Below are 22,302 nucleotides of genomic sequence, written 5' to 3' on the forward strand. Positions count from 1 at the left end.
ACCATTGCTACGTTCATGTAGCATTATTACCACTCATCAAAACCATCGATAACGCCGCTATCTCGTTTGATAGTATAACCATATACATTGACAAACAGACCTGGCACGATATTTGAATAATAGTAATTGCAACAGCAATTCCCATCATTACACGAGGCAGGTCAATGAACAGCGTCACAACCCGATACGGCAAACTTTCCGGCGTCGAATTCCGCACACTCTATTCGAATGGCAAGATGGACGGCTGCCTGGTCTCAAGGCACAATATTCTTGAGACACCCTATGGACAGATGGTTCCGCAATACGAGGCCGAGGATATGGGAAGAAGGTCGGTTAAACCGATGTACTTCTTCAAGGATGGATCGTTAAAATCCATTGCGCTTCAGACGCAGACACGTATTACCACCCCGGTCGGCCAGCTGCCGGCAGAGCTCGTTACTTTTCATAAAAGCGGAACTATCCGGCGAGTCTTTCCGCTCGACGGCAAGCTCAGCGGCTTCTGGTCGTGGCAGAACGAATTTGCCCTGGCGGAAACGACCACGATCGACACGCCGGTCGGCAGCATTTCGGCTAAAATCATCAACATCCAGTTTTATGAAAGCGGAGCATTGAAAAGCATAACCCTCTGGCCGGGGCAGGTAATCAGCGTTCCGACTCCTGTCGGAACGATTTCCGTAAGAAAAGGGATCGCTTTTTATGAATCGGGAAAAATCCGGTCGTTCGAACCGCTCGGAAAAACCGAATTGCCGACTCCCATCGGAAATATGCTCGCGTACGATAACGAACCGAACGGCATCCATGGCGACATCAATTCCGTTCAGCTCGCTCCTGACGGAAGCGTCGAAGCGCTCTGCACCGTCGATCATGCCGTGCTGGTATCGCTTCCTGATGAACGGAGCGAACTGTTCAGGCCCGGCGTCAAAAACAATGTATGCGGAGACGAGAGAAAGGTAAGCGTACCGATGAAAATCAGGTTCGAACAGGGAAAAGTCACTTTTCATGAGAACCTGCGCTTATCGTTCGACATCGACAGATACCGCTTCGAAGTAAAGGAACTCGGGCATAAAACGGACGAACCTGCGTACTCCTGCGGCTGACTCTGCCGGGATTCAGGCCTGTTGAGCGCTTATCAGCACGCATGCAACCCATACGACGCATTCAGCGAGTTCGCTCGAAGCGCCAAGCACATCGCCGGTTACGCCTCCGATTTTATGCACTGCCGCCGCGGCTACGGCTGTGGCAAGCAGCGCCGCGGCACCCACGGCCACAACGATAAAAATCATGCCCGCATCGGGAAGCAGCATGAGAAACAGAGCCGAAACGGCGGTTGTTACGGCAAGATGGCTGGTTCCGGCTCCCGCAACGAACGAACGGGCTGTCCCCCCTTCAGCCCGGGCATACGGCATCGTCGAGGCAAGGATCACCTGAACCCACCTGCCAAGCAGAATACCGGCGACAAGGACGCTGTATTCTTCCGCCTCGGCGATTCTTGTCGCCGCCAGCCATTTCAACAGCATCGCGAAAAAGAGAGCGAGTACGCCGAAAGACCCGACATTGGGATCCTTCATGATCCGCAGCGCGCTTTCCCTGTTCTTTCCGCCCCAGAACCCGTCGAAGAAATCGGCAAGACCGTCGGCATGAATGCCGCGCGTCAGAAGCACCCCCGCAAGCACCGCTGCAAAACCGGCTAACTCGGCCCAGCCGGCAAAGAGAGACAGATACATGACCAGGGCCTGAATACCGCCAATGAACATCCCGACAACCGGAAACCAGTAAAGCGACGTACTGAACCGTTCGGCATCCCTGCCGGGCATGGGCACAATGGTCAGGGTTCGGACAGCCGTCACCAGACCGCTCAATGCCTGCGGGATCATTGCTGAAAATGGTTAACGAGAAACGCGCTGACCCTCTCTGCAAAAAAATCGGGCTTCTCCTCCTGGGGCAGATGTCCGCAATCGGCGACGATATGCAGTTCAGCACCGGGCAGTTCGCGCGAAAGCCTGATGGTTTCCCCGGGTTTCACCATGCGATCCTGGTCGCCGGTCATGACCAGCGCCGGTACGACAATGTTGTGCAGCTGTTCTTCAAGCTTCAGGTTGTGGCTTCCGAGCAGAAGCTCCCAGAATGCCCTCCCCCAGTTACCCTGCATCAGATCGGAGCGATACCCTTCAAGAATCTCGCGGCTCAGGAGACTCTCGTCGCAGAGAAAAGTCCGATGCAGCTTGCCGAACGACAGACGGATCATCACGCTGGCCATTCGGGATCCAAACGGCGCAATAGCCCTGAAAACCGGATAGAGCCAACGGGGAAACTCGCTGGTTGCGTAACCGCTGTAAACCATCGGATCGGCCAGCACAAGCCCGCGGACACGGTCAGGATGGCGCAACGCCGTCAGCAGCGCTATGGTACCGCCTGTGGAGTTGCCGATAAGCACGGCATCACGAAGCCCAAGCCTGTCGAGAAGCTCCACCACAAGATCGGCCTGACCTTCCGGCGTATAGGGATTCCGTTTTCCTGACACGGGAAGCGGCCTGGATGTCATGCCGAAAGCAGGCCTGTCGATGGCAACCGCCACATTATGTTCCGCCAGGCGGTCGAAAACCAGCCGCCAGCTTCTCAGCGAAAGAAAACTGCCGTGCATGAACAGCAGAGCCGGGGAACCGCAGCCCCGCACCCTGCAATGCACCTGCAGGCCATCGATATCGATAAACCGGTTGTCTCCCTTTGAGGAGGTATCCTGAATAGCATTACGATCGTTCATCGCTTTTTTCGCTGACGTTTGCCGAACTGAAGGTAGCCATCTCCCGGTAGAGCCTGACCGACGCCTCGATCACCTGCATTGCCAAAGCAGCCCCCGTGCCTTCTCCGAGACGAAGGTCGAGGTCGAGAAGCGGTCGGGCGCCCAGCTGCCGCATGACGATCTTATGACCCTGCTCGTTGGACAGATGGCTGAAAAAAAGATAACCGCTGACGGACGGACATAACTGCATTGCCGCAACTGCCCCCGCCGATGAAATGAACCCGTCAACGACCACGGGAACCCTGCTCGCGGCGGCGCCAAGCACAAAACCCGCAATGGCGGCAATCTCGAAACCGCCGAGCGCTGAAAGCGTTCCAAGCGGACTGGTGCATCGCGACCGGTTCTGATCGATCGCCTTGCGGATAACGGCTTTCTTGTGTTCCAGGCGGCTGTCCTCGATGCCGGTTCCCCTGCCTGTTATCGTGTCCGGATCGATGCCGAGCAGCACCGCATACAGCGCCGTAGCCGGAGTCGTATTGGCGATTCCCATCTCCCCGGTACCGAGCAGATGATACCCTGCAGATGCGGCCTCACGGGCAAGCCGGGCGCCATGCATAAGTGCCTGAAGCGCTTCCTCCTCGCTCATGGCCGGCCCGCAGGCGATGTTGCCGCTTCCTTTTCCGACCTTTCTTTTTACAAGTCCCGCCGTATCGGGAAAATCATGATTGACGCCGACATCGACAACATCGAGATCTGCGCCGGCATGCCTGGAGAGCACATTGATGGCCGCTCCTCCACCAACCATATTGTAAACCATCTGAGGCGTCACTTCGGCCGGAAAAGCCGAAACGCCTTCAGCGGCAACACCGTGATCGGCGGCAAAACAGCAGATTTTCTTTTTTTCGAGCACCGGAACCGTCGAACCGGTCGCAAGCACAAAACTCATGGCAATCTCTTCAAGCCTGCCGAGACTCCCCTGCGGCTTGGTGAGATCGTCAAGATGCGCCTGCACCGCCGGAACCATAGACCGGTCAACCGGCCTGATTTCGGCCATCAGTCCCTCAAACTGTTCAAGCAATATCATAGTTACCTGTATAACGTTTATTTTTTAGCGGCTGGATGGCCTGACAGCTATTTGGCTTCCTATCCCCCCCTCCACTCTCCACTCACCCTTTTCCCCTCTCCTGGTGCTATTCCCAATACCCAGTACCCAATACCCTTCCTCCTCCTCTTTTCTCATTTCAATCTCAGAGGAATGCCGCTGCACAGCAGCCAGGCTTCCGAGGCAATCGACGCTGCCCGCTGGTTGATCGTCCCGGCAATATCGCGAAACCTCCTTGCCATGGCATTTTCGGGCACAATGCCCATTCCCACTTCGTTCGATACCAGAATAACGTCGCTTGGCGGCTCCTTCAGCGCCTCCATCAGCGCTTCCACCCGCAAGGAAATCGCTTCGTCGGTTTCGAAATGGTGCATGAGATTGCCGGCCCATACCGTCAGGCAGTCAAGCAGCACGACGTCTGTTCCTTGCGGGAGCGACGTTAAAGCGCGTTCCACGTAAAGAGGCTCCTCGACGGTACGAAACCCGTCTCCCCTCTCCTCCCTGTGCCTTCCGATACGCCGCTGCATTTCTCCGTCGAAGGGCTCCGCAGTCGCAAGGAATATACGGTCGGCATAAACACCGGCAAGCCTGAGTGCATAGGAACTCTTTCCGCTCCTCGCGCCGCCGGTGACATAAATAACCTTGTTCATGATCTCAGGTTCAGAAAATGAAAAACGAACATACAAAAAATCCGCCATGGCCCGCTGCCGAGTGAAAGATAGCGGTATAAAAAGACAAATACGATGAACTTTTGGTATATTCAAAGGTATAAAAGGACCCCCTGAAGTCCCTGTATAATCTGATCATCAAGGCACTCCCATCAAAATCAGCCAGGATGAAACGGACATGAAACACGGATATTCCCCTGCTCTCCTCAATAGGCGCGTCCTGGGCACAAGCCTGCTTTGCTGCTGCACGCTCTGCTGTTTCAGCCGGCAGCTGCCGGGAGCCGAAACGGCTGCAGAAGGCGTTTCCGTTTCCGTCCTGGTGCCGGAGGTTATCATCCTCAACTGCTCCGGGCAGAACGCGTCACCCGTAAATTCCCTCCCTGAAGCAACCCGAACAGCAACCGCCGGAACAAACCCGGTTGAAGACAACAAAGCCCCTGAAACGGTTTACTGGCAAGTCAAGGGATTTTCGCCAGGCGGAAATGCATGCGTGAAGGTCAGCGCCACCTGCACAGATCCCGCTACCGGAAAAACAGTCACCACGGCCGCCACCACCTCGCCCCTCACCGGCATCACAGTGAGCAGCGCCGGATCCGTCAGACCCGGAACAGCCGAAAAAATCCCTCCCGCGAGCCGAAGCATCGTCACCGCATCGACCATATAATACCCTGTCGCCACGATAGTATCTCCTTTTCCTCACTTCCTGCACACACACCCCTACACTCCCTCATATGCTGTATCAGAAAAAATAACCGTCTCAACACATTGTTACATAATGACACATAGCAGATGCACGCCCACTGCACCGACAACCGCAAAACACAATATATTACACATTATTTACACTTATCAATAAAAAACCGGACAAAAAAGATATTTGGCACGGCTATTGCAGATTACAGTCATGAAGTTCAAACAAGTAAATCCTGAAAAAACAGACAGATAATCAAAACCCCAATCGGAGAACCCTCATGACTACCAAAAAAGCAATCACCGGAATGATCATCGCAGCAGCAATGCTTTTCAGCGGATCAAACTCAGCACAAGCCGTAGTGGCAGCCCCAGGTGCAAGCACAAGCGGCGAGACAAATGTGCAGGTTAGCGTCCCTGAATTCATTATCTTGCATTATTATTCCGACCTGACCCTCAACTTCGCAGCTCCGACCCAGTCGGTCAAGGAAGGAGCAAAGGCTTGGGATGACGTTGCATGGAGCACAGGCACCTATGAAGGCGACATCTCGTTATCTGATGTAAAGGGCGTAAACAGCGAAGACAAGGTGCTCGTCAATCTCAACAACCTCTGGGCTGTAAGAGGCTTTTCAGGTTCAGGAAACGCCCTGATTTCCATAGAAAACAAGCAGGCCGATATGGCAAACGATGAATCCGTCATCACCATGAGTGACCTGAAAGTAACCAGAAACGGCAAGAGCGAGAAAGAACTCGAAGTTCCGTTGAATGGTATTTCAACAGCCAATGCAACAAAAGGCGGAGTAACGATGACGCTTGACTTCAGCAAAACGACAATATCAGGTATGCACAAGGGTGGCGTTTACAAGATAACCGCATCGACAATCTGACGACATGAACTCTCAGGCAGACATAAAGACAGGACTCCGGAAACGGAGTCCTGCTTTTCTGTTTCGGCAGATTTCTGTCGCACCGCTGTTTCTGGCTTCGCTGCTGTTTTTTCCTCCTCCGATATGTGCCGATCCCCCGGTTTTTTTTCATAAAAAAGATATAACGCTCCAGAAAATATCCCCGAGGGAGATGGGAAACGCTGTGGACGGATCGATTTCCATCGACGAAGGCGCGATCGATCTGCAGCTCAGTTCATCAGGATCGGTGCTCAACGACTATGACATTAATCCGGAGGGCTATACCACTACAGCCGTAAAACGAAGAATCGATGAGTTGTGGGAATGGAAAATCCTGAAAAATAAAAACGACAATAAACCATATATTACAGCCGAGTATTCCATTACCGGCGCAAACGGGCAGAGAGGCGCACTCTCGAACCAGTCCGACCCGTCGGATAGCATAGATGTACAGATTGAGCCCTTGCCCCTTTCATGGAGCGAGAAAAACAACCAGTGGATATGTACAGGCGGCATTGACCTTGTTCTGGATCTGGCCGATATTTCGAAATCCGGAAACTACGCAGGAACGATTACAACCCTCATTTCAATAGCGTCATTCTGATGAAACAGATCCTCCTTACCCTGACGCTGCTCTGCAGCCTGTTTGTTCCGTTATCGCTGTTCGCTTCCGAACCTCCCGGTCAGATAGCGATCTTTCCATCGATGTTCGAGCTGCAGATAGGATCGAAACCCGTCAACGAGTCGATCCGGCTGAAAAACATGAAAAAAAAACCGGTCACCATAAAAACCGATGTCTATAACTGGACGCTTGACCGGCAGAACAACCTGCAGATCATTCCGGGAACCCCGCAGTCGCTCGACAGATGGATGATCATCAATCCCCTGACGTTTACCATTGATCCGGGACAGGAACAGGTCGTTCGCTTTTCAATCAGACCCGGCGTAAAACCCGAACCCGGGGAACACCGGGCGATCGTCTATTTCACCGAACAGCCCGATGAGCAGGACGTAAATGCCGCCGTCCAGGTAACGTTCCGGATCGGTGTCGGCATTTACGCTTATGCGGATCCCGTCAGACAATCGGCAACGCTGCAGAACATCTCGTTCGATGCTGCATCGTCCACCATAAAAGCACACATCAATAACAGCGGAAATGTGCATACACGCCTGAAAGGAGCGTATACGGTGTGGGAGAAAGGTACATTTCCGGGATTCGGAAAAACCGGGAGCAAAACCAAACCGGTTACTTCCGGAACGCTCAACAATCTGCCGGTGCTGCCGGGAGAGAACCGGGTCATAGAAACGCCGATCTCCCTTCCGGGCAAACCCGGTTCATACGCCATTGCCGTATCGGGCTCCATCAATGAAAAAAACGTTGAAAAACTTCTGCCCTGAAGAGCAGACACCCTTTGTGCCCCCCCATGGCATCAATGCTGTTACACACATTAAGGCGATACGCCATTGTTCTGCTGGCATCGGTTTTATTCCCGAACCCCTGTACTGTGCTGCATGCCGAACAGGGATTCAGGCCTGAAGAATCGACGGCAAAACCTCTTGCTCCCGGTACCGTCGTTCGAGCCGCAGACAATGCGGAATCGATCATCAGCGGCATATACGTCAATGGAAATGACCGTGGCACGATAACGGCATACCTCAGGAACAATGAATACTGGATACCCTGGGAACTCTTTCTCGATGAGTCCGGCCTGAAACCCGAAGAAACGGAAAACGGTAAAACGCGATATGCCACATCGATCGGAATCATCGTATTTGAGAGCGATGCCCTTGAAACGATCGAAAACACAACCTGTATCTCGTTTTCTTCACTGAAACAGGTCTTCAGGGTCTCCCCTGCTTTCAACCAGTCATTGTATGCTGTCATGCTGACCATTCCATGGCAGCCCGGGGCTCCCCGGAAAATCGGAAGTACCGCAGCAACAAAAAAGGCCGATATCTTCGCCCCCGGCTCCTCGCTTTCTTTTATCCGTATCGAAAGCGACCTGCTCTACGATTTCAAGACTGACCCCGATAAAAATCTGCTGCTTGAAACCGGCGGCCGCCTGCTGGGCGGAACTTGGAACATGACGCTGGAAGGCGATCCTGAAAGGGAAATGGAACCGACACAATACCACTGGACCACCTACAACCGGCAGCTTGCATTCAGGGCCGGCACAGGAACTCCTGACCTTTACTCCATCATCGACAGTCGGAGTTTCACGGGTACGCAGTTCGGATGGAGCAACCGGAATGTCATCCGGTATCTCGATTTCGACCGGTACAGCGATTCCGAAACATTTCTTGCAATCGATCGGACCCAGCTGCAGACTCTGGAAGGCGACGGGCCTCCTGCCGGTATTGCCGAACTGCGGCTTGACGGCATTGTCGTTGCGAGACAACGGATCAACCTTGAAGGGAAATTCATATTCCGTAATGTCAGAATATCTACCGACCTGAGAAAAACCGAGGTCTACCTCTACGAGCGATCCCTCGCAGACCCGCCGACAACGATACTCGACTTTACCCGGCGACTCTCGGGACGGATGCTCCCGAAAGGCGAACTGCTGATTCGCGGAGGGGCAGGAAAAAGCGGGAATATCCTCGACAGCGACAATGATGAAAAAAATGAGAATGTCCTTTTCGGTCATGTTCAGTATGGCCTCTCAGGAAGGATGAGTATCGAGGCCGGCATCGGCAACAATATCGATACCGGCACGGCCGATTATTACGGGGGGACGATACTCTCGATCGGCGGCAACTGGGCAGCGGCGCTCTATGGAGCAAGATCGAACGACAGATATGCGGGAGAGTTCCGACTCGAAGGAAGTGGCAGATACTGGCAGGCGTCTCTATGGAGCAACCAGCAGGAAAAACAATACGGAGAGGATGATGCCTTGCAGCGGGAACGCAACGCCCTCTCGTTCTCGCTGCGGCCATTCAGGACGATGACCGTTTCTCTCTACGGTCTTTCAGAAACCATTGATGGCCAGAGAACGCAGGAATACCTTCTGCCCGGCATTTACTGGGGAGTGTTTCCCGGTGTGCAAATCTCGGCAACCCCCAATGAAGACGAACAATACCGATATGAATCCTCATTCAGGCTATCAGCTTCAGGCAATCTGCGCGTCGCCTATGAAAACGACATCGTTTCTGCCGAATACGCGCAGAGTCTGAACGAAAAACTGAGTATGCGGGTGCTGAACACCTATGCGCGAAAAACCGACGATAACGTCACGACCTGCTATTTCAACTGGTTACCCGGAAACACCGGTTACAGCATGGTTGAAGCAGGTTTTTCATATTCCGGCGGCGCATTCGGGTTTGCCGGCTCACTGAGTACCTATGTTAACACCGGACTTCGTCTCGCGCTCCGTTACAGCTATAATATGAACAACGCACAGGCGCTACGAATCGACGAGCTGTCATTTATCGACGCGGCGTCGGAACCCGCGCAATATCTCGCCTGCGCCCTCACCTGGGACCTCGGATGGTCGGGAAAAAGGCTTTATCCCATAAATCGTACCGCAGTCAGTACAACACGCGGCGGAATTGCCGGCAAACTCGACGTCGAAAGCGGATCTTCGCTGTCGTCTTCGGATATCGACAATGTCAGCATCCTTCTCAACGGAAGAACCATGCAGCAGCGGCAGATAGGCGGATCGTTCTTTGTCGGCAGCCTCCTGCCGGGAATCTACAGCATATCGGTAGATCCTGAAAACCTGCCGGTGGAACTTGTCGCCGGAGAGGGCACCCGGAATGTGGAGGTAAAAAGCGGGACGGTAACGCATCTTTCAATTCCCGTCTATGCCCGGTACGGCATAGCAGGAAAAATAACCGGACCATCAGGACAGGCTCTGGCACATGCCGTCATCGAAATATCCGGGAAAGACGGCATTCCGATAAAACGAACAACCTCAAATGAATTCGGTTATTACCGTATCGACGAGCTGAAAAAAGGCACCTACAGCCTCAAGGCGATCTCGATCAATGGTGTTGCCCTTCAGGGGCAACAGCCAAAAACCGTCGAAATCAGCAACGACTACCTCTTCAATATCGACATCACGGTGAGCGGCTTTTTCAAAGCTCCCGTATTCGACGACGCACCGGCAGAAAGCGGGCCTGAAAATTCCGTCACAGGAGAAAACGACGCATTGCCTCGCATGACGACATAAAATCCTCTTCCGAAAATATCTCGAGCGTGAACACCCGCTCCCTGTCGGGGTTTTCGCCCAGTGCGGCCATTACCAGATCCAGAGCTTCCGGTTTCAAGCAGGCAAGCGAGTTATGATCCTTGCCCTCCTTCGTACCGTGCATATGCAACACTTTTGCCCGGGAGAGATACCGCTCGAGGTACTCGGCAGTCGGAAACCCGTAATACTCGAGGTGTCCGACGTCGAGCGTAACCGAAAAACCGTGCTCCTCGACAACCGGCCATATCAGATCGTACGGATAGTTGAGATTCTCCACGCAGATCGTCGAGGGCGGCAGACCGTTGCGCTCCAGCAGCAGACGCGACGAATCCCCGAGAGCATCAACGAACCGCGCTTGTTCATCTTCTGAAAACCCATTGATATCCACACCCGGCCCCGCTTCGAAATGCAGCACGTAAGCCGACTTCGGAAGGATCTCCGTCAGTTCTATGATCCTCTGGCACTTCCCTGCCGACCGATCCCGTTCGGATCCGAGGGGATGACCCATATACACGTCGAGAGGCAGATGCACCGAATAGGTGAGGTCATTGTCTGCTGCAAGGTCGGCAAGTCGCCGCATATCTTCAGGAGAAGGAAGATTGCTGAACTCGTCTGATTCGAAGAGCACGAGTTCGATATCGTCAACCTTGTCGGCAAGATACTCCACGTTAGGGATGATATCGGCCGCAATGATATAGGAGGTCGTTCCGAACCTGAAAGGAAAGCGCTGTTTCATAAAAAGTGTTTCATCATTGCAATGATTGCTGAAGAAGCGGAATCAGTTCGTGCACGGAGTTCCAGATGCGTGCGCCCTCTCCGCTCAACCCGTCAGCCTGCCGCTGCGCCGCCTTGCCTTCTGTATAATCTCGATCCGCGATTCCTGCCGCAAGAAAAACCGGTTTTCCCTGTCGAAGCGCATCGACGGCAAGCGAAAGATTGACAAGATTGCCTGAACCGAAAGGCACGTCGGCAACCACGACGGCATCCGCAGATGCGGCAAGAAGCGATGCCTCGCTGCGACTCGCTTCGGAAACAGCGGAAAAGGGTTGTTCGAGCGCCGTATCGAGATGCAGCGCCCTTGCAGCTTCGGCGTCGGAATCGAGCCTGTTGAGCACTCCGGTACTCACCTCGTACCCTTCGAGCAGCAGCCTGCGATAGAGCTCGATACCGCTGCCTCCGCCGGCAATGACATGCACCCGCCTGCCAAGCGTATTCCTCTGCCTGGCAAGGGAAAGATCTCCGTTCACCTGAAGATTTCCGCTCCAGGGATCCTTGCGCACCTGCAGCTCGCAGTTGTATATCCGGCTGAGCAGTTCCGGCCGCAGCACCTCTGCGGGCGTTCCTTCGGCGGCAAGCCGGCCGTCGTGCAGCAGCAGCAGACGATCGGAGATCTGCGCAGAAAGCGTAAGATCGTGACTGACGAGCACCACGGTAATCCGACGCTCGCGGTTAAGATTCATGAGAATCTGAAGCACCTCCTGGCGATGGTTGATATCGAGATGTGCTATCGATTCGTCGAGCATAATAATGCGGGGCTCCTGCGCAAGCACCATGGCCAAGGCCACGCGCTGCTGCTCGCCCCCGCTCAGCTCCATGAAAAAACGCTTCTTCAGCCCGAGCACATCGGTGTAGATCATCGCTCGCTCGACGATATCCTCGTCATCGGGCCCGGGCCTGCCGAACAGTCCCATAGCGCTTATCCTGCCGTTCATTACCAATTCTTCGACCCTGAACGACATCGGTGAATCGAGTTTCTGCGGCACCACCCCGACAAGCGAAGCCCTTTCAGCATGTTTGAGCTGCCGTATTTCGCTGCCGAATAGCGATACGGAGCCTGACGACGGCCGGATAAGTGCCGCAGCAGTCTTCAGGAGCGTACTCTTGCCGCAGCCATTCGGCCCGATCAGCGAAACGAACTCCCCTTCCTCAACCGTAAAGCTCACTCCATGCAGCACCTCCCGCCCCCGGTAACCCGAGGAAACCTCCCTGAACAAAAGCGCAGGACTATGTGCAGATTTGTGCTCGATCATAAGAAAAAAAGACCAAAAAAATTATTTGCGGCAAGTCGCAAAACCAGATAACCACAGACAGACACGGACTTTCCCGTCTCCAGTCTTCCATCCGTGAAAATCCGTTTTCAATCAGCGGGAACCGCGCTCTTTCTCTTCTTGCCGGATAGCGAGACTGCTCGATGGCTCAATGGCAAGAAAGCATAACCCATAGCACATAAACCAATCAATCCGTGTAAATCCGTGGGCAACCTCTTCCTCTTCAATCCCTCCCTAATCCGTTTTCAATCAGCGGGAACCGCGCTCTTTCTCTTCTTGCCGGATAGCGAGACTGCTCGATAGCATCAATGGCAAGAAAGCATAACCCATAGCACATAAACCAATCAATCCGTGTAAATCCGTGGGCAACTCTTCCTCTTTTCTTCATCCCCCGTCTCCTGTCTCCTGCTTAATTCCACGCCTGCTTCATTCTCCGCTGCAGAATCAGCAGGAAAAACGGGCCGCCCGCAAGCGCCGTTACCACCCCTACGGGAATCTCCACAGGCGCAAGCGCTGTGCGGGCAAGCGCATCGCAAAGCACCAGAAAAGCGCCTCCTCCAAGCGCCGCGAGCGGCACGAGACGACGGTGATCGGGTCCGAACATCGCCCTCATGACATGCGGCACGATCAGTCCCACAAAACCGATCATGCCGGCCATCGATACCGCCGTTGCGGCAAGGAGCGTCGCGAAAAGCAGACCGGAAACAATAACCGCACCGGCATTGATCCCCTGATAATGAGCCATTTCACGCCCGAGGGTCATGGCGTTGAACCGGCTTGCGAGCAGCCAGATGCCGCCGATACCCGTTACTACAAGGAAAGAAGAAAACGCCTGCTGCTGCATGGAAGCCGGCTGGAGATTGCCGAGCATCCACCATATCACGTTGTGAAGTCCTTCGACGCTCGCCGTCGAAACAAGAAACATGATCAGGCTCGAGCAGATCGCGCTGACGATAACGCCGCTGAGAATCAGGCTGTAGACCGACGGCGAACCGCCCGATCCCTGGCTTGCGATTCCGTAGACAATCATGAGCGTCAGTACGGCCGAAACAAATGCCGTTACAGGAAGGCTCAAAGGCAAAGCCAGAGAAGAACCCGCCAGAATGCTCACGGTCGCGCCGAGGCCCGCCCCCCCGCTGACGCCGAGCACGTAAGGTTCGGCAAGCGGATTGCGCAGCAGGGCCTGAAACACCACGCCGGATGTGGATAGCGCCGCACCGACACAGAGCCCCATAAGCATTCTGCCGAACCGCAGCGCCATGATGGAAGCTCCGACCGGCTGCGACACGTCGGGCAATCCGATACCGGACGGACCGAAAAGCAGGGAAACCCCGCAGAGCAGCGGTACTGAGAACAGAAACAGCAGAAGCTTCAGACGCGAGCGGCTCCGTTCCTTGCCTGTAAAACGGTTATCGGCACAAACTCTATCAGATCCCATGTGCGGCTCAGTTCTCCACGCCTTGCTGTGCCGGAATGCCCTGCTCGTAACCGTGTTTTACCAGCCTCATTTCAGTAACCGTATCGGCAGCATCGATAAGCGCTTCCGGAGCGCTCCTGCCGGTCAGGACGACAATTTTTCCATCCTCGCAGCTTCCGAGAGCCTCAAGCAGCGGTTCTGCAGGAATAAGCCCATGGCCGAGCGCGAAACAGACCTCGTCAAGCAGCACGAACTGGTAGTCCGACGATGAAAGCGCTGCAAGGGCCGCATCGAGGCCTTCCCGGGCGGCCGCGCGATGGGCCTCCATAGCCGGGCTCTCAGGATCGCGGGGAAGGAACCCTTTGCCGAACTGCTTCCAGTCCACTCCGTCAACAACGCTGAAAAAACGCTGTTCCCCTACAGCGTCGTCCGACTTCACGAACTGGATGACCGCGGCACGCATCCCGTGGCCGAGCGCTCTTGAAAGCATTCCGAATGCCGCGGTGCTTTTTCCCTTTCCGTTACCGGTAAACAGGAGGATTCTTCTTTTTTTCATTTCCGTCCTCACTCTTCTCACTCTTATTTGATTGCGTATCACATAAACAACTGAAACAGCAGCCTCAAGCCTGTTCCGGCTGCCAGAAATACAAACGCCGTCAGCCGCATCAGCGAAACGCCGTTCATGACCGTAACCGCCGAGCAGGTCTCCCTGCGGAGCCCAAGCAGCGGTACGTCGCGCACGACGCCTCCGTAGCTTCGGGTACCTCCAAAGGTCACGCCGAGAGCGCCGGCGAAAGCCGCTTCGGGATATCCCGCGTTCGGGCTCGCATGCAGTCTCGCGCCTTGCTGTACAGCTTCAAAGATATCAAAAAACCTGAGTCTCCGAATAAACGCGGCAACCGCTATGGCAAGAACCGTCAGCCTTGCCGGAAGCCAGTTTGCGAGATCGTCGAGCTTTGCCGAAGCCCAGCCGAATTCACGGTATCGCTCGTTCATATATCCGAACGACGAATCCAGCGTATTGACCGCCTTGTAGGCAAGCGCTCCGACCGGCCCGAAAAGCAGCGCATAGAAAAGAGGGGCTGTCACTCCGTCAACGGTGTTTTCCGCAACGCTCTCCGCAGCTGCAAGCGCCACCCCATCCTCCGTCAGTCCGGCGGTATCCCGCCCGACCATCCAGGATACCTTCAGGCGGGCAAGGGTAAGATCTCCCGCAGAAAGCGCATCCCCGACGGCTCGGGCATGGTCGCCGAGATCTTTCACGGCAAAGGCGGTGTAAAGCAGATAAACGCCGGCTATCGCGCCCATAGCGGGATGAAGCCGCCCGGCAGTATCGATGACAAGCCATGCCGCACCTGCCGTTCCGCCCACAACCACGAAAACGCAGAGTACGCCGGCAATCCTCAACGGAAGACCTGAAATCCTGAGCACTTTTTCGGCTCCGTGCGCAAGCTGCGCTATTGCTCTGACGGGATGCGGCATCCAGCGCGGATCGCCGAAAAGCAGGTCGCAAAGAAAAGCCGCAGCAAGCATGTATTCGGGTGTTCCCATATCTATCGGCTAACTCTCCCTCAGTTGCCTGACGGCCTGAAACGCTTCAAGCAGAATATCGTTTTCGCCCGGTGTTCGTATGGCGAACCTGAAATAATTATCTTCAAGACCCTCGAAATTCCGGCAGTCGCGAACCATGATCCCCTGCTGCATAAGAGCCGCAAGCAACCTGTCGAGCGAACACTCCCCGCACCACTTCATGAGAAAGAAATTCGCAGCCCCTCCTGCCATGTGCAGCTCCGGCATCTGCGAAAGCGCCGAAACGATTCGCTCCCTTTCATCCGTCATCATAGCCATGAGCACCGTCTCATAGGCACCGCAGCCTGCCAGTTCGCCTGCCGCAAGCTCGGCAACGACATTGACTGTCCACGGCTCCTTGAAATCGCAGAGCCTCCGGATGGTATCGGGATGCGCCACAAGAGCGCCAAGGCGCAAGCCGGGCAGCGCATAGAATTTCGTAAGCGAATGCACCACCACGATATTGCGGAACGCCTGCACCCTCTTCATAAGCGACGCATCCTGAAAATCCGGAAGAAACTGTATGAACGCTTCATCGACAAAAAACCACTTGTCCTGAAAGCGGCTGGCGAGCGCCATGGTCAATTCCGGAGGAAAGAGCGTGCCTGTCGGATTGTTGGGGTTGGCCAGAAAAAAGGCATCGAACCCTTCGAGCTGCCCTGCAAGCAGTTCAAGCGATGGAACAGCGAAACCGTCGCATGGGCTGAGCCGCACGAATCCGGTTTCAGCGCCGGCTATGCGAGCCGCACGGCCATACTCGTAAAACGTCGGAGAAAGAAGAAGCATCCGCCGGATGCCGAGAGCTCTCGGCAACAGGTAGATTCCCTCGACAGCTCCGTTCAGGGCGAGTACCGTCGCATCGTCAAGCCCGAACCGTCGCCTGTAGAACTCCTTCACGCCGCGCCCGTCTATCGAAGGATAGGCCTGCAATGCCGATGGATCGACAGGCAGAGATCCCCCGAAGGGAAAAACCGGGCTGATATTCACGCTGAAATCCAGCGCGTTCCCGATAACCTCGCCGGACTCTGCCTGACCCCCGTGCCTGTGGTGATAGAGACTGTTCATAGGCTTTCGAACGGCTTGCCGATCATGGAATAGAGCTTTTCAAGGTCGAGATGCGCGGCAACATGGCTCGCAAGACGGTCGTAGCTCTCCTCGATGCCATTTTCATGTCGCGCCGGTCGATACTCCGGATCGGCAAGGGAAAGAAACCGGTGCCTCACCTGCGGCTCATCGAAAATGCCGTGGAAATAGGTGCCGATTACCTTGCCGTCGCCGCTTACAGCGCCGTCGATATCGCTGACGGCTGACCCGTTTCGGGTTACTACGCGCATGAAAGGCCTGAGGCCCTGAGAGAGTACCGTACGTCCCATATGAATTTCATATCCCCGGCATTTCACCCCGTCTGCGTCGTCGAGTATCCCCGAAGCGTTGCAGAGGCACTTCTCGCTCTCGAGCACGGTATCGCAATCGAGCAGACCGAGCCCCGCGCTTGTACCCGGCTCTCCCTCGACGCCCAGCGGGTCGGAAATGGATCGGCCAAGAATCTGGTAACCGCCGCATAAACCGACAATGAGTCCACCGCGCTCCCTGAACTCCCTTATACGCTCCTCCCAACCGAGACGCAGGAGCCAGTCGAGGTCGCCCCGCACATTCTTCGAACCCGGAAGCACAAGCATACTGTAGTTCTCGAGCGAACGCGGATAGTGCAGATAATGCAGCTCGACCGCAGTGTCCTCTTCAAGCGGGGAGAGATCGGTAAAATTCGAAATATGCGGAAAATAGATCGCTGCGACGCCCGTTTTGCCCGCAGCCGGCTCCATAGCCGGATCAACGATGGAGGCAAGCGGCACGGCATCCTCGGCATCGATGGAAAACCCCCTGAAATACGGCACGACACCGAGCACCGGAACGCCTGCCATCTCTTCGAGCATCCGCACCCCGTCGCGGAAAAGCTCGATATCGCCACGGAACCGGTTCACGATCACCCCTTTCACAAGAACGCGGTCTTCGGGAGGAATCACCGCCAGCGTACCGACGACCTGGGCGAAAACGCCGCCCCGGTCGATATCGGCCACAAGCACCACCGATGCTCCCGCGGCCCTTGCCGTGCGGAAATTCACAAAATCACGATCGTACAGGTTCATCTCGGCACAGGAGCCCGCCCCTTCTATCACCAGCAGTTCATGGCGCCGCATGAGCCGCTCAAGGCTCTCCCTGGCGGCAGCCGCCCAGAGCGAGGTATCCCTGAAATACCCTTTTGCCGTTTCGGTGCTGCACACCTTCCCCTGCAGCACCACCTGGGCTCCGGTATCGGAGTTCGGCTTCAACAGCACGGGATTCATGTCGGCCGTCGGCACCACGCGCGCCGCCTCTGCCTGCGCGATCTGCGCCCGCCCGATCTCGAAGCCGTCGGGCGTGACGCCCGAGTTGTTCGACATGTTCTGCGCCTTGTATGGCGCCACGTCGATCCCCGCGTCCCGAAAAATCCTGCACAACGCCGTAGCGATAACGCTCTTGCCAACGTCCGATGCAGTACCGAACACAGCTATGGCCTTCGACCCGCCGTTCACCATGTTTCGTGGTGGACAAGCGTTTCAAGCTCGAGGCGCGGCAGCCACCCGGCCTGTTCAAGTTCAGGAGTCTCGTGAAAAAAGCTCACGTAGCCTACGCACAGCCAGGCAACCGGGACGATATGCTCCGGAATGCCGAGCACCCTGCGCACATGATCGTGATGGATGATGCTCACCCATCCAACTCCGAGATTTTCAGCCCGTGCGGCAAGCCAGAGGTTCTGCACCGCGCAGACCGAACTGTAGAGATCCATCTCGGGGTTAGCCGTGCGCCCTATCACCACATCGCCGCTCCTCGACCGGTCGCAGGTCACGCAGATGCCAAGCGGAGACTCCATGATGCCCTCGAGCTTGAAGCCACAATACTGTTTTCGTTTTTCTGCGTTAAACTGTTCGGCAGCCTCCCTGTGGGCGATCTCGAACCCCTCTTTGATCTCCTGACGGGTTGCAGGGTCTCTGACGACAATGAAATCCCACGGCTGCATGAACCCCACGCTCGGAGCGTGGTGCGCCGCATCGAGCAGACGCCCGACCACCTCGTCCGGTACCGGATCCGGCAGATACTGCCCCCGCACGTCGCGACGGCTGTAAATGACCTTGTAAAGCGCGTCTCGTTCCAATTCGGTGATTGGCATATTCATGTAAGCACCCTCTCTTTATAATTCGAGAAAGAAGCGCAGCACACACACAGCTGCGCTCCAAAGGACGAGCCATCCGGAAAAACGGAGATTTCCGGTGACCCGAACAAATTCAATAGGTTAATTTGACACCTGCATACGCAGACCTGCCGGGCGTAGCGTACTTCCAGGCCTCTTCATAAAATTCATCGAAAAGGTTATCGATCCGGCCATACAGCTCCACATGATCGTTCAGCCGATATGACCCGGTGAGATTGACAAGAAAATAGCTGTCGAGTTTTCCGGTCGCCTCACACTCCTCGCTCTTCGCACCGGTATCCCTCCGCGAACCGACCCAATGCATGTTCGTGCTCACAGTCGCCTTGTCTGAAACAGCATACGAGGCGTTCAGGCCGGCCTTGTGTTTCGGCCTCCGCTTCAACTCGTTGCCATCGGCATCCTCAGTGTAGGTATACGTATAGGTTCCGGTCAGCGACAGCCCGTCTGCCGGACGCAATTCGATGAAACTTTCGACACCCCGGGTTTTTGTCGTCCCGTCAACCTGAACATATATCCAATCCGTAAGGTCGAAGTCGATCCGGTCCTCGTAATCGGTTCTGAAGTATGTTGCCCCCACCTTCAATCCATCGACAAACCGCTGTTCGATTCCGGCATCCCAGCCCCTGGTGGTTTCAGCTTTCAGAGACTCGTTGCCGTAAGGCGAATAGAGCTCGTAAAGTGAAGGAGCCCTGAAACCGGTACCATAACTGAATTTCAGTACCGTATCGCCAAAGGTATAGGAAGGCGCTACGCGCCAGGTTGTTTTCCCGCCGAACTTCTCGTTGTCCTCATAACGGATACCCCCAACAAGCTTGAGCCCCCCGATACGCCACTGATCCTGCAGGAAAAAACTGTGCGAAGCAACCTCTTCGTCAAATGACGATGCGTAAGCTCCAAAACTCTCGTTTTCCGCGCTCTCATGCTGGAAATTGAGCCCGGCGGTAACCGTGTTGCCTTTTGCGACTTCAAGATCGCCCTGCCAGCCGAATTCATAGAGATAACCGTTGTAGATGCTCGACTTCGAACCATTTTCCATATAGACCCTGTCCTGGTCGGTCATCTGGTAGTAGAGCGTCGAGACGAACGGCTCATAATCCAGCTTCAGCGCTGCCCGACCGCTGAAAAGTTCGGAGTCCTGCGTGGTGCCTGGATTGTCCATCGCTCCGCTGTCATACTCGAGAACCGAGTCGGTATAGCGAAGCGTTGTTTCAAGCGAGATATGATCATTGAACCTGAAACCGAAACTTCCCGAGGCAGTCGTGTTCTCATAGCCATCTTTTTCATAAGAGCTGCCGGAAGGATTGATGCAGTGGTTATCTTCATCCACAGCTGAAAACCCATCGGTTTTCAGCTTCGACACCTCAAGAGCGTAGTTCAGCAATCCTTTCCTGCCGCTTGCGCCGGCATACACCCTCGATGTACCGTACGAACCGCCTTCAAGACCAGCATGAACCTCGGGCTTCAGACCCCCTTTTTTCGTAATGATATTGATGGCTCCAGCCATTGCGTTGGTGCCGTAGAGCACGCTGACCGGACCACGGACAACTTCGATCCGTTCAATATTGTCCACCATCATGTTTCCAAGATTTCCCGTCCGGTTTGCGGAACTGGGATCGTTCACCGGAACCCCGTCGACCATGACAAGCACATTCTGGGAATCCGCTCCGCGCATGAAAACACTGGTCGTCGTGCCTATACCCCCGTTCGACACAATGTCAACGCCTACGGTACCTTTAATCACCTCTTCAACCGAGTGCTGACCCGACTGCCGGATCTCCTCGGCGGTAATCACCGTTACCGAACTCCCCCCCGCATCGGCAATGGAATTGAGCGTCTTGGTGGCCGTCACCACAACTTCGCCGGTCGTATACGTTTTTGTCGTCTCTTCGGCAAAAAGCCCCTTGCTGCAAAGCAGCCCCGCCATCACAAGCAGGCATACTTTTTTGTTCATCGATGTGTTTCCTGTTTTCAGTTTGAGAAATAATAAACTGACAGGGGTTAAAAAGGCACTGCAGAACAGTTCGAGCAGAGCAAACCGACCTTTCGAGGAATCGTTTCCGGTAATCGGAACACAACGGCAAGCCATGAAACCCCTTGCGAAGTTTCAGCCGGATCCATCACGATTTCCTGCAAAAAAAGATCAAAACGGTATGCAATGCAAATGAAGTACAGCTTTGCCCCGACTATAACCCGTAGTCCGATCTTGTAATGCAAAAAATAACTGGCAGGTCTCCTGACTTTTACGGCTTGTCTCCGTTCCGGCCTTCCCGCTGTTTTCCCGGGAGGAAAACGATGCAGTGACCTGAAACGACTGCTGCCCTCATGCATGTGGCCATGAACGACTTCAGCAGTATACCGTTGTACAGTTGCGGGTACAGTGTACGAATCTCACGTACTTCCCTATTCTCCGGCTTTTAAACCGGCACCAGCTACAACAAAAGAACAGTTTGCAATGTTAAGAAAATTATCGGATAAAAAAAACATCTATAACAGTCACACATCCCCGACCCAATCCGAAGACAAACTCATCGCTGAATCGGCATTTCAGTCAGCTGTTCCCGTTGCCGGCTTCTTCTGCCGGTTCGCACCCGGTACAACCTCTCGGTAACACGCCCTCATTTTCAGAACCCGCCCTTCCTGCAACTCACAGTCAATGCATATGCACAGCCTCCTCCTCTTTCCCGGGATCGCGGAGCCCCAGCTCCGCCTCCTCCTCTTCCCTGGGATCGCGGAGCCCCAGCTCCGCCTCCTCCTCTTTCCCGGGATCGCGGAGCCCCAGCTCCGCCTCCTCATCTTTCCCGGGAACGCGGAGCCCCAGCTCCGCCTCCTCCTCTTTCCCGGGAACGCGGAGCCCCAGCTCCGCCTCCTCCTCTTTCATTTTCATCCTCTCCATCCCCTCCTCCAACTCCCGCAGCTTTTCCTGTGGCAGGCTGTCAGCCAAACGAAAGGTAATGGATTGCAGCAACCCGATACGGTCCCGATGAGAAAGATAGCCACGAGACCTCCATTCGTTGTTATTGCGGAGCTGGGGCTCCGCGCTCCCAGGGGTGTCACTCATAGCTTTTCACCACTTCCTTTTTTGCGCGCTACTTTCCCGTCAGCATCTTCTGCATCAGAGCGCGTTTTGAGAATATTCCGGGGAAATTGTACCACCAACTGGCAATTAAGAGCCGGGAAAAAGTCCTCTTCCACCGCCTCACCTCCATCCAGGTATTCCGGCACTATGTCACAAACCAAGAAAACGATGCAGGAGAATATCCTCGACGTTTCTGCGGCTATCGATGATTGAAAGAATAAAAACTCGATCCTCAGCAATCCGGTATAGAAGACGCCAATGCTGAATCAACAACTCCCGGTAGAAATTGATCCCCTGATCGAGAAGCTCCTCCACGACAACCGACCCCATTGCAGATACGAATATGCCCCGATCCTTATCGTCTGCAACGATCTCTCTTTTTTCGATCCCCAGGATAATCACATGATGCAACGTGCCCGGCGAATCGAGTCTTGGACCTCTCGGCATGCCTCTGATGATTGGTTAGAATCGTAGAAAGTTAACGCTGCAATGTGGTCATTGCAAGTTCATGATTTCAGGAACGTTATATAGTAATTGAGAATCAGAAGGGAGTAAGAACACTAACATCCTGGTGTTGTAATAAATGGGAGAACAGCTTTTTGTAACCCTATAAAAAGGAGGATGTTATGCTCAGCGAGACAGAGAGA

The 22,302-nt window shown here is 54.8% G+C and carries 21 protein-coding genes and 1 riboswitch; of the genes, 6 read left to right on the forward strand and 15 right to left on the reverse strand.

From position 1 onward, the window contains the following. Positions 1 to 164: 164 nt before the first annotated feature. Complete coding sequence (locus K4305_RS11985; protein ID WP_331562712.1) at positions 165 to 1,097, forward strand: hypothetical protein; 933 nt, start codon at positions 165 to 167, stop codon at positions 1,095 to 1,097. 12 nt (positions 1,098 to 1,109) lie between these two features. On the opposite strand, the gene cobS is transcribed toward K4305_RS11985, so the two are convergent. From cobS to cobU, 4 genes are all read right to left on the reverse strand, one after another. Beyond that, positions 1,110 to 1,874 carry an adenosylcobinamide-GDP ribazoletransferase gene (gene cobS, locus K4305_RS11990; RefSeq protein WP_331562713.1) on the reverse strand — a complete coding sequence of 255 codons (765 nt, stop codon included), beginning with the start codon at positions 1,872 to 1,874 and terminating at the stop codon, positions 1,110 to 1,112. Beyond that, positions 1,871 to 2,761: an alpha/beta fold hydrolase gene (locus K4305_RS11995; protein ID WP_331562714.1), complete on the reverse strand. Its 891-nt coding sequence runs from the start codon at positions 2,759 to 2,761 to the stop codon at positions 1,871 to 1,873. The genes cobS and K4305_RS11995 overlap by 4 nt, the downstream gene beginning before the upstream one ends. Further along, entirely contained in the window at positions 2,748 to 3,818 is a 1,071-nt protein-coding gene (gene cobT, locus K4305_RS12000; RefSeq protein ID WP_331562736.1) for a nicotinate-nucleotide--dimethylbenzimidazole phosphoribosyltransferase, read from the reverse strand. Before cobT ends, K4305_RS11995 begins: the two co-directional genes overlap by 14 nt. A 158-nt stretch (positions 3,819 to 3,976) precedes the next feature. Beyond that, a complete protein-coding gene (cobU, locus tag K4305_RS12005; protein WP_331562715.1) occupies positions 3,977 to 4,492 on the reverse strand; it encodes a bifunctional adenosylcobinamide kinase/adenosylcobinamide-phosphate guanylyltransferase in 516 nt (171 codons plus the stop codon). Positions 4,493 to 4,688: 196 nt separating this feature from the next. Between cobU and K4305_RS12010 the strand changes: the two genes are divergently transcribed. The 5 genes from K4305_RS12010 to K4305_RS12030 all read left to right on the forward strand — a co-directional run bounded on the left by K4305_RS12010 (position 4,689) and on the right by K4305_RS12030 (position 10,277). Then, positions 4,689 to 5,174 (forward strand): hypothetical protein, encoded by a 486-nt coding sequence (locus K4305_RS12010; RefSeq protein WP_331562716.1) that lies wholly within the window; start codon positions 4,689 to 4,691, stop codon positions 5,172 to 5,174. Between the two features lie 307 nt (positions 5,175 to 5,481). Beyond that, positions 5,482 to 6,087, forward strand: a complete 606-nt coding sequence (locus K4305_RS12015) for a hypothetical protein (RefSeq protein WP_331562717.1) — start codon at positions 5,482 to 5,484, stop codon at positions 6,085 to 6,087. A gap of 190 nt (positions 6,088 to 6,277) precedes the next feature. Then, entirely contained in the window at positions 6,278 to 6,709 is a 432-nt protein-coding gene (locus K4305_RS12020; RefSeq protein WP_331562718.1) for a hypothetical protein, read from the forward strand. After that, positions 6,709 to 7,503 (forward strand): fimbrial biogenesis chaperone, encoded by a 795-nt coding sequence (locus tag K4305_RS12025; protein WP_331562719.1) that lies wholly within the window; start codon positions 6,709 to 6,711, stop codon positions 7,501 to 7,503. Before K4305_RS12020 ends, K4305_RS12025 begins: the two co-directional genes overlap by 1 nt. Positions 7,504 to 7,610: 107 nt before the next feature. Beyond that, positions 7,611 to 10,277, forward strand: a complete 2,667-nt coding sequence (locus K4305_RS12030; RefSeq protein WP_331562720.1) for a carboxypeptidase-like regulatory domain-containing protein — start codon at positions 7,611 to 7,613, stop codon at positions 10,275 to 10,277. Here the strand turns inward: K4305_RS12030 and cbiR are convergent. The 11 genes from cbiR to K4305_RS12085 all read right to left on the reverse strand — a co-directional run bounded on the left by cbiR (position 10,237) and on the right by K4305_RS12085 (position 22,102). Continuing rightward, on the reverse strand, positions 10,237 to 11,031 hold the full coding sequence (gene cbiR, locus K4305_RS12035) for a cobamide remodeling phosphodiesterase CbiR (protein WP_331562721.1): 795 nt from the start codon (positions 11,029 to 11,031) through the stop codon (positions 10,237 to 10,239). The two genes, K4305_RS12030 and cbiR, sit on opposite strands and share 41 nt — an antisense overlap. A 13-nt stretch (positions 11,032 to 11,044) precedes the next feature. Next, positions 11,045 to 12,325 carry an ABC transporter ATP-binding protein gene (locus K4305_RS12040; protein WP_331562722.1) on the reverse strand — a complete coding sequence of 427 codons (1,281 nt, stop codon included), beginning with the start codon at positions 12,323 to 12,325 and terminating at the stop codon, positions 11,045 to 11,047. 427 nt (positions 12,326 to 12,752) lie between these two features. After that, positions 12,753 to 13,781: a FecCD family ABC transporter permease gene (locus tag K4305_RS12045; protein ID WP_331562723.1), complete on the reverse strand. Its 1,029-nt coding sequence runs from the start codon at positions 13,779 to 13,781 to the stop codon at positions 12,753 to 12,755. Between the two features lie 7 nt (positions 13,782 to 13,788). Continuing rightward, a complete protein-coding gene (cobO, locus tag K4305_RS12050; RefSeq protein WP_331562724.1) occupies positions 13,789 to 14,316 on the reverse strand; it encodes a cob(I)yrinic acid a,c-diamide adenosyltransferase in 528 nt (175 codons plus the stop codon). A 38-nt stretch (positions 14,317 to 14,354) separates the two neighbouring features. Continuing rightward, positions 14,355 to 15,311 (reverse strand): adenosylcobinamide-phosphate synthase CbiB, encoded by a 957-nt coding sequence (cbiB, locus tag K4305_RS12055; RefSeq protein WP_331562725.1) that lies wholly within the window; start codon positions 15,309 to 15,311, stop codon positions 14,355 to 14,357. Between the two features lie 9 nt (positions 15,312 to 15,320). After that, positions 15,321 to 16,394, reverse strand: a complete 1,074-nt coding sequence (gene cobD, locus K4305_RS12060) for a threonine-phosphate decarboxylase CobD (protein WP_331562726.1) — start codon at positions 16,392 to 16,394, stop codon at positions 15,321 to 15,323. After that, a complete protein-coding gene (locus K4305_RS12065) occupies positions 16,391 to 17,905 on the reverse strand; it encodes a cobyric acid synthase (protein ID WP_331562727.1) in 1,515 nt (504 codons plus the stop codon). Before K4305_RS12065 ends, cobD begins: the two co-directional genes overlap by 4 nt. After that, positions 17,899 to 18,543, reverse strand: coding sequence for a 5,6-dimethylbenzimidazole synthase (gene bluB / locus K4305_RS12070; protein ID WP_331562728.1), 645 nt, complete (start codon positions 18,541 to 18,543; stop codon positions 17,899 to 17,901). The genes K4305_RS12065 and bluB overlap by 7 nt, the downstream gene beginning before the upstream one ends. Before the next feature lie 109 nt (positions 18,544 to 18,652). Beyond that, on the reverse strand, positions 18,653 to 20,530 hold the full coding sequence (locus tag K4305_RS12075) for a TonB-dependent receptor plug domain-containing protein (RefSeq protein WP_331562729.1): 1,878 nt from the start codon (positions 20,528 to 20,530) through the stop codon (positions 18,653 to 18,655). Between the two features lie 255 nt (positions 20,531 to 20,785). Further along, a riboswitch (cobalamin riboswitch) is annotated at positions 20,786 to 21,024 on the reverse strand. Between the two features lie 205 nt (positions 21,025 to 21,229). Further along, positions 21,230 to 21,520 (reverse strand): hypothetical protein, encoded by a 291-nt coding sequence (locus K4305_RS12080; protein ID WP_331562730.1) that lies wholly within the window; start codon positions 21,518 to 21,520, stop codon positions 21,230 to 21,232. A gap of 285 nt (positions 21,521 to 21,805) precedes the next feature. Continuing rightward, positions 21,806 to 22,102, reverse strand: coding sequence for a plasmid stabilization protein (locus tag K4305_RS12085; protein ID WP_331562731.1), 297 nt, complete (start codon positions 22,100 to 22,102; stop codon positions 21,806 to 21,808). Between the last annotated feature and the right edge of the window lie 200 nt (positions 22,103 to 22,302).

The organism is Chlorobium sp., from assembly GCF_036528655.1.
Classification (GTDB): Bacteria; Bacteroidota; Chlorobiia; order Chlorobiales; family Chlorobiaceae; genus Chlorobium.

Excerpts from the sequence above, each read along its gene's own strand:
- K4305_RS11985 (WP_331562712.1), top strand. The coding sequence starts at position 165 with ATGAACAGCGTCACAACCCGATACGGCAAACTTTCCGGCGTCGAATTC.
- cobS (WP_331562713.1), bottom strand. The coding sequence starts at position 1,874 with ATGATCCCGCAGGCATTGAGCGGTCTGGTGACGGCTGTCCGAACCCTG.
- K4305_RS11995 (WP_331562714.1), bottom strand. The coding sequence starts at position 2,761 with ATGAACGATCGTAATGCTATTCAGGATACCTCCTCAAAGGGAGACAAC.
- cobU (WP_331562715.1), bottom strand. The coding sequence starts at position 4,492 with ATGAACAAGGTTATTTATGTCACCGGCGGCGCGAGGAGCGGAAAGAGT.
- K4305_RS12010 (WP_331562716.1), top strand. The coding sequence starts at position 4,689 with ATGAAACACGGATATTCCCCTGCTCTCCTCAATAGGCGCGTCCTGGGC.
- K4305_RS12015 (WP_331562717.1), top strand. The coding sequence starts at position 5,482 with ATGACTACCAAAAAAGCAATCACCGGAATGATCATCGCAGCAGCAATG.
- K4305_RS12020 (WP_331562718.1), top strand. The coding sequence starts at position 6,278 with ATGGGAAACGCTGTGGACGGATCGATTTCCATCGACGAAGGCGCGATC.
- K4305_RS12025 (WP_331562719.1), top strand. The coding sequence starts at position 6,709 with ATGAAACAGATCCTCCTTACCCTGACGCTGCTCTGCAGCCTGTTTGTT.
- cbiR (WP_331562721.1), bottom strand. The coding sequence starts at position 11,031 with ATGAAACAGCGCTTTCCTTTCAGGTTCGGAACGACCTCCTATATCATT.
- K4305_RS12040 (WP_331562722.1), bottom strand. The coding sequence starts at position 12,325 with ATGATCGAGCACAAATCTGCACATAGTCCTGCGCTTTTGTTCAGGGAG.
- K4305_RS12045 (WP_331562723.1), bottom strand. The coding sequence starts at position 13,781 with ATGGGATCTGATAGAGTTTGTGCCGATAACCGTTTTACAGGCAAGGAA.
- cobO (WP_331562724.1), bottom strand. The coding sequence starts at position 14,316 with ATGAAAAAAAGAAGAATCCTCCTGTTTACCGGTAACGGAAAGGGAAAA.
- cbiB (WP_331562725.1), bottom strand. The coding sequence starts at position 15,311 with ATGGGAACACCCGAATACATGCTTGCTGCGGCTTTTCTTTGCGACCTG.
- cobD (WP_331562726.1), bottom strand. The coding sequence starts at position 16,394 with ATGAACAGTCTCTATCACCACAGGCACGGGGGTCAGGCAGAGTCCGGC.
- K4305_RS12065 (WP_331562727.1), bottom strand. The coding sequence starts at position 17,905 with ATGGTGAACGGCGGGTCGAAGGCCATAGCTGTGTTCGGTACTGCATCG.
- bluB (WP_331562728.1), bottom strand. The coding sequence starts at position 18,543 with ATGAATATGCCAATCACCGAATTGGAACGAGACGCGCTTTACAAGGTC.
- K4305_RS12075 (WP_331562729.1), bottom strand. The coding sequence starts at position 20,530 with ATGAACAAAAAAGTATGCCTGCTTGTGATGGCGGGGCTGCTTTGCAGC.
- K4305_RS12085 (WP_331562731.1), bottom strand. The coding sequence starts at position 22,102 with ATGCCGAGAGGTCCAAGACTCGATTCGCCGGGCACGTTGCATCATGTG.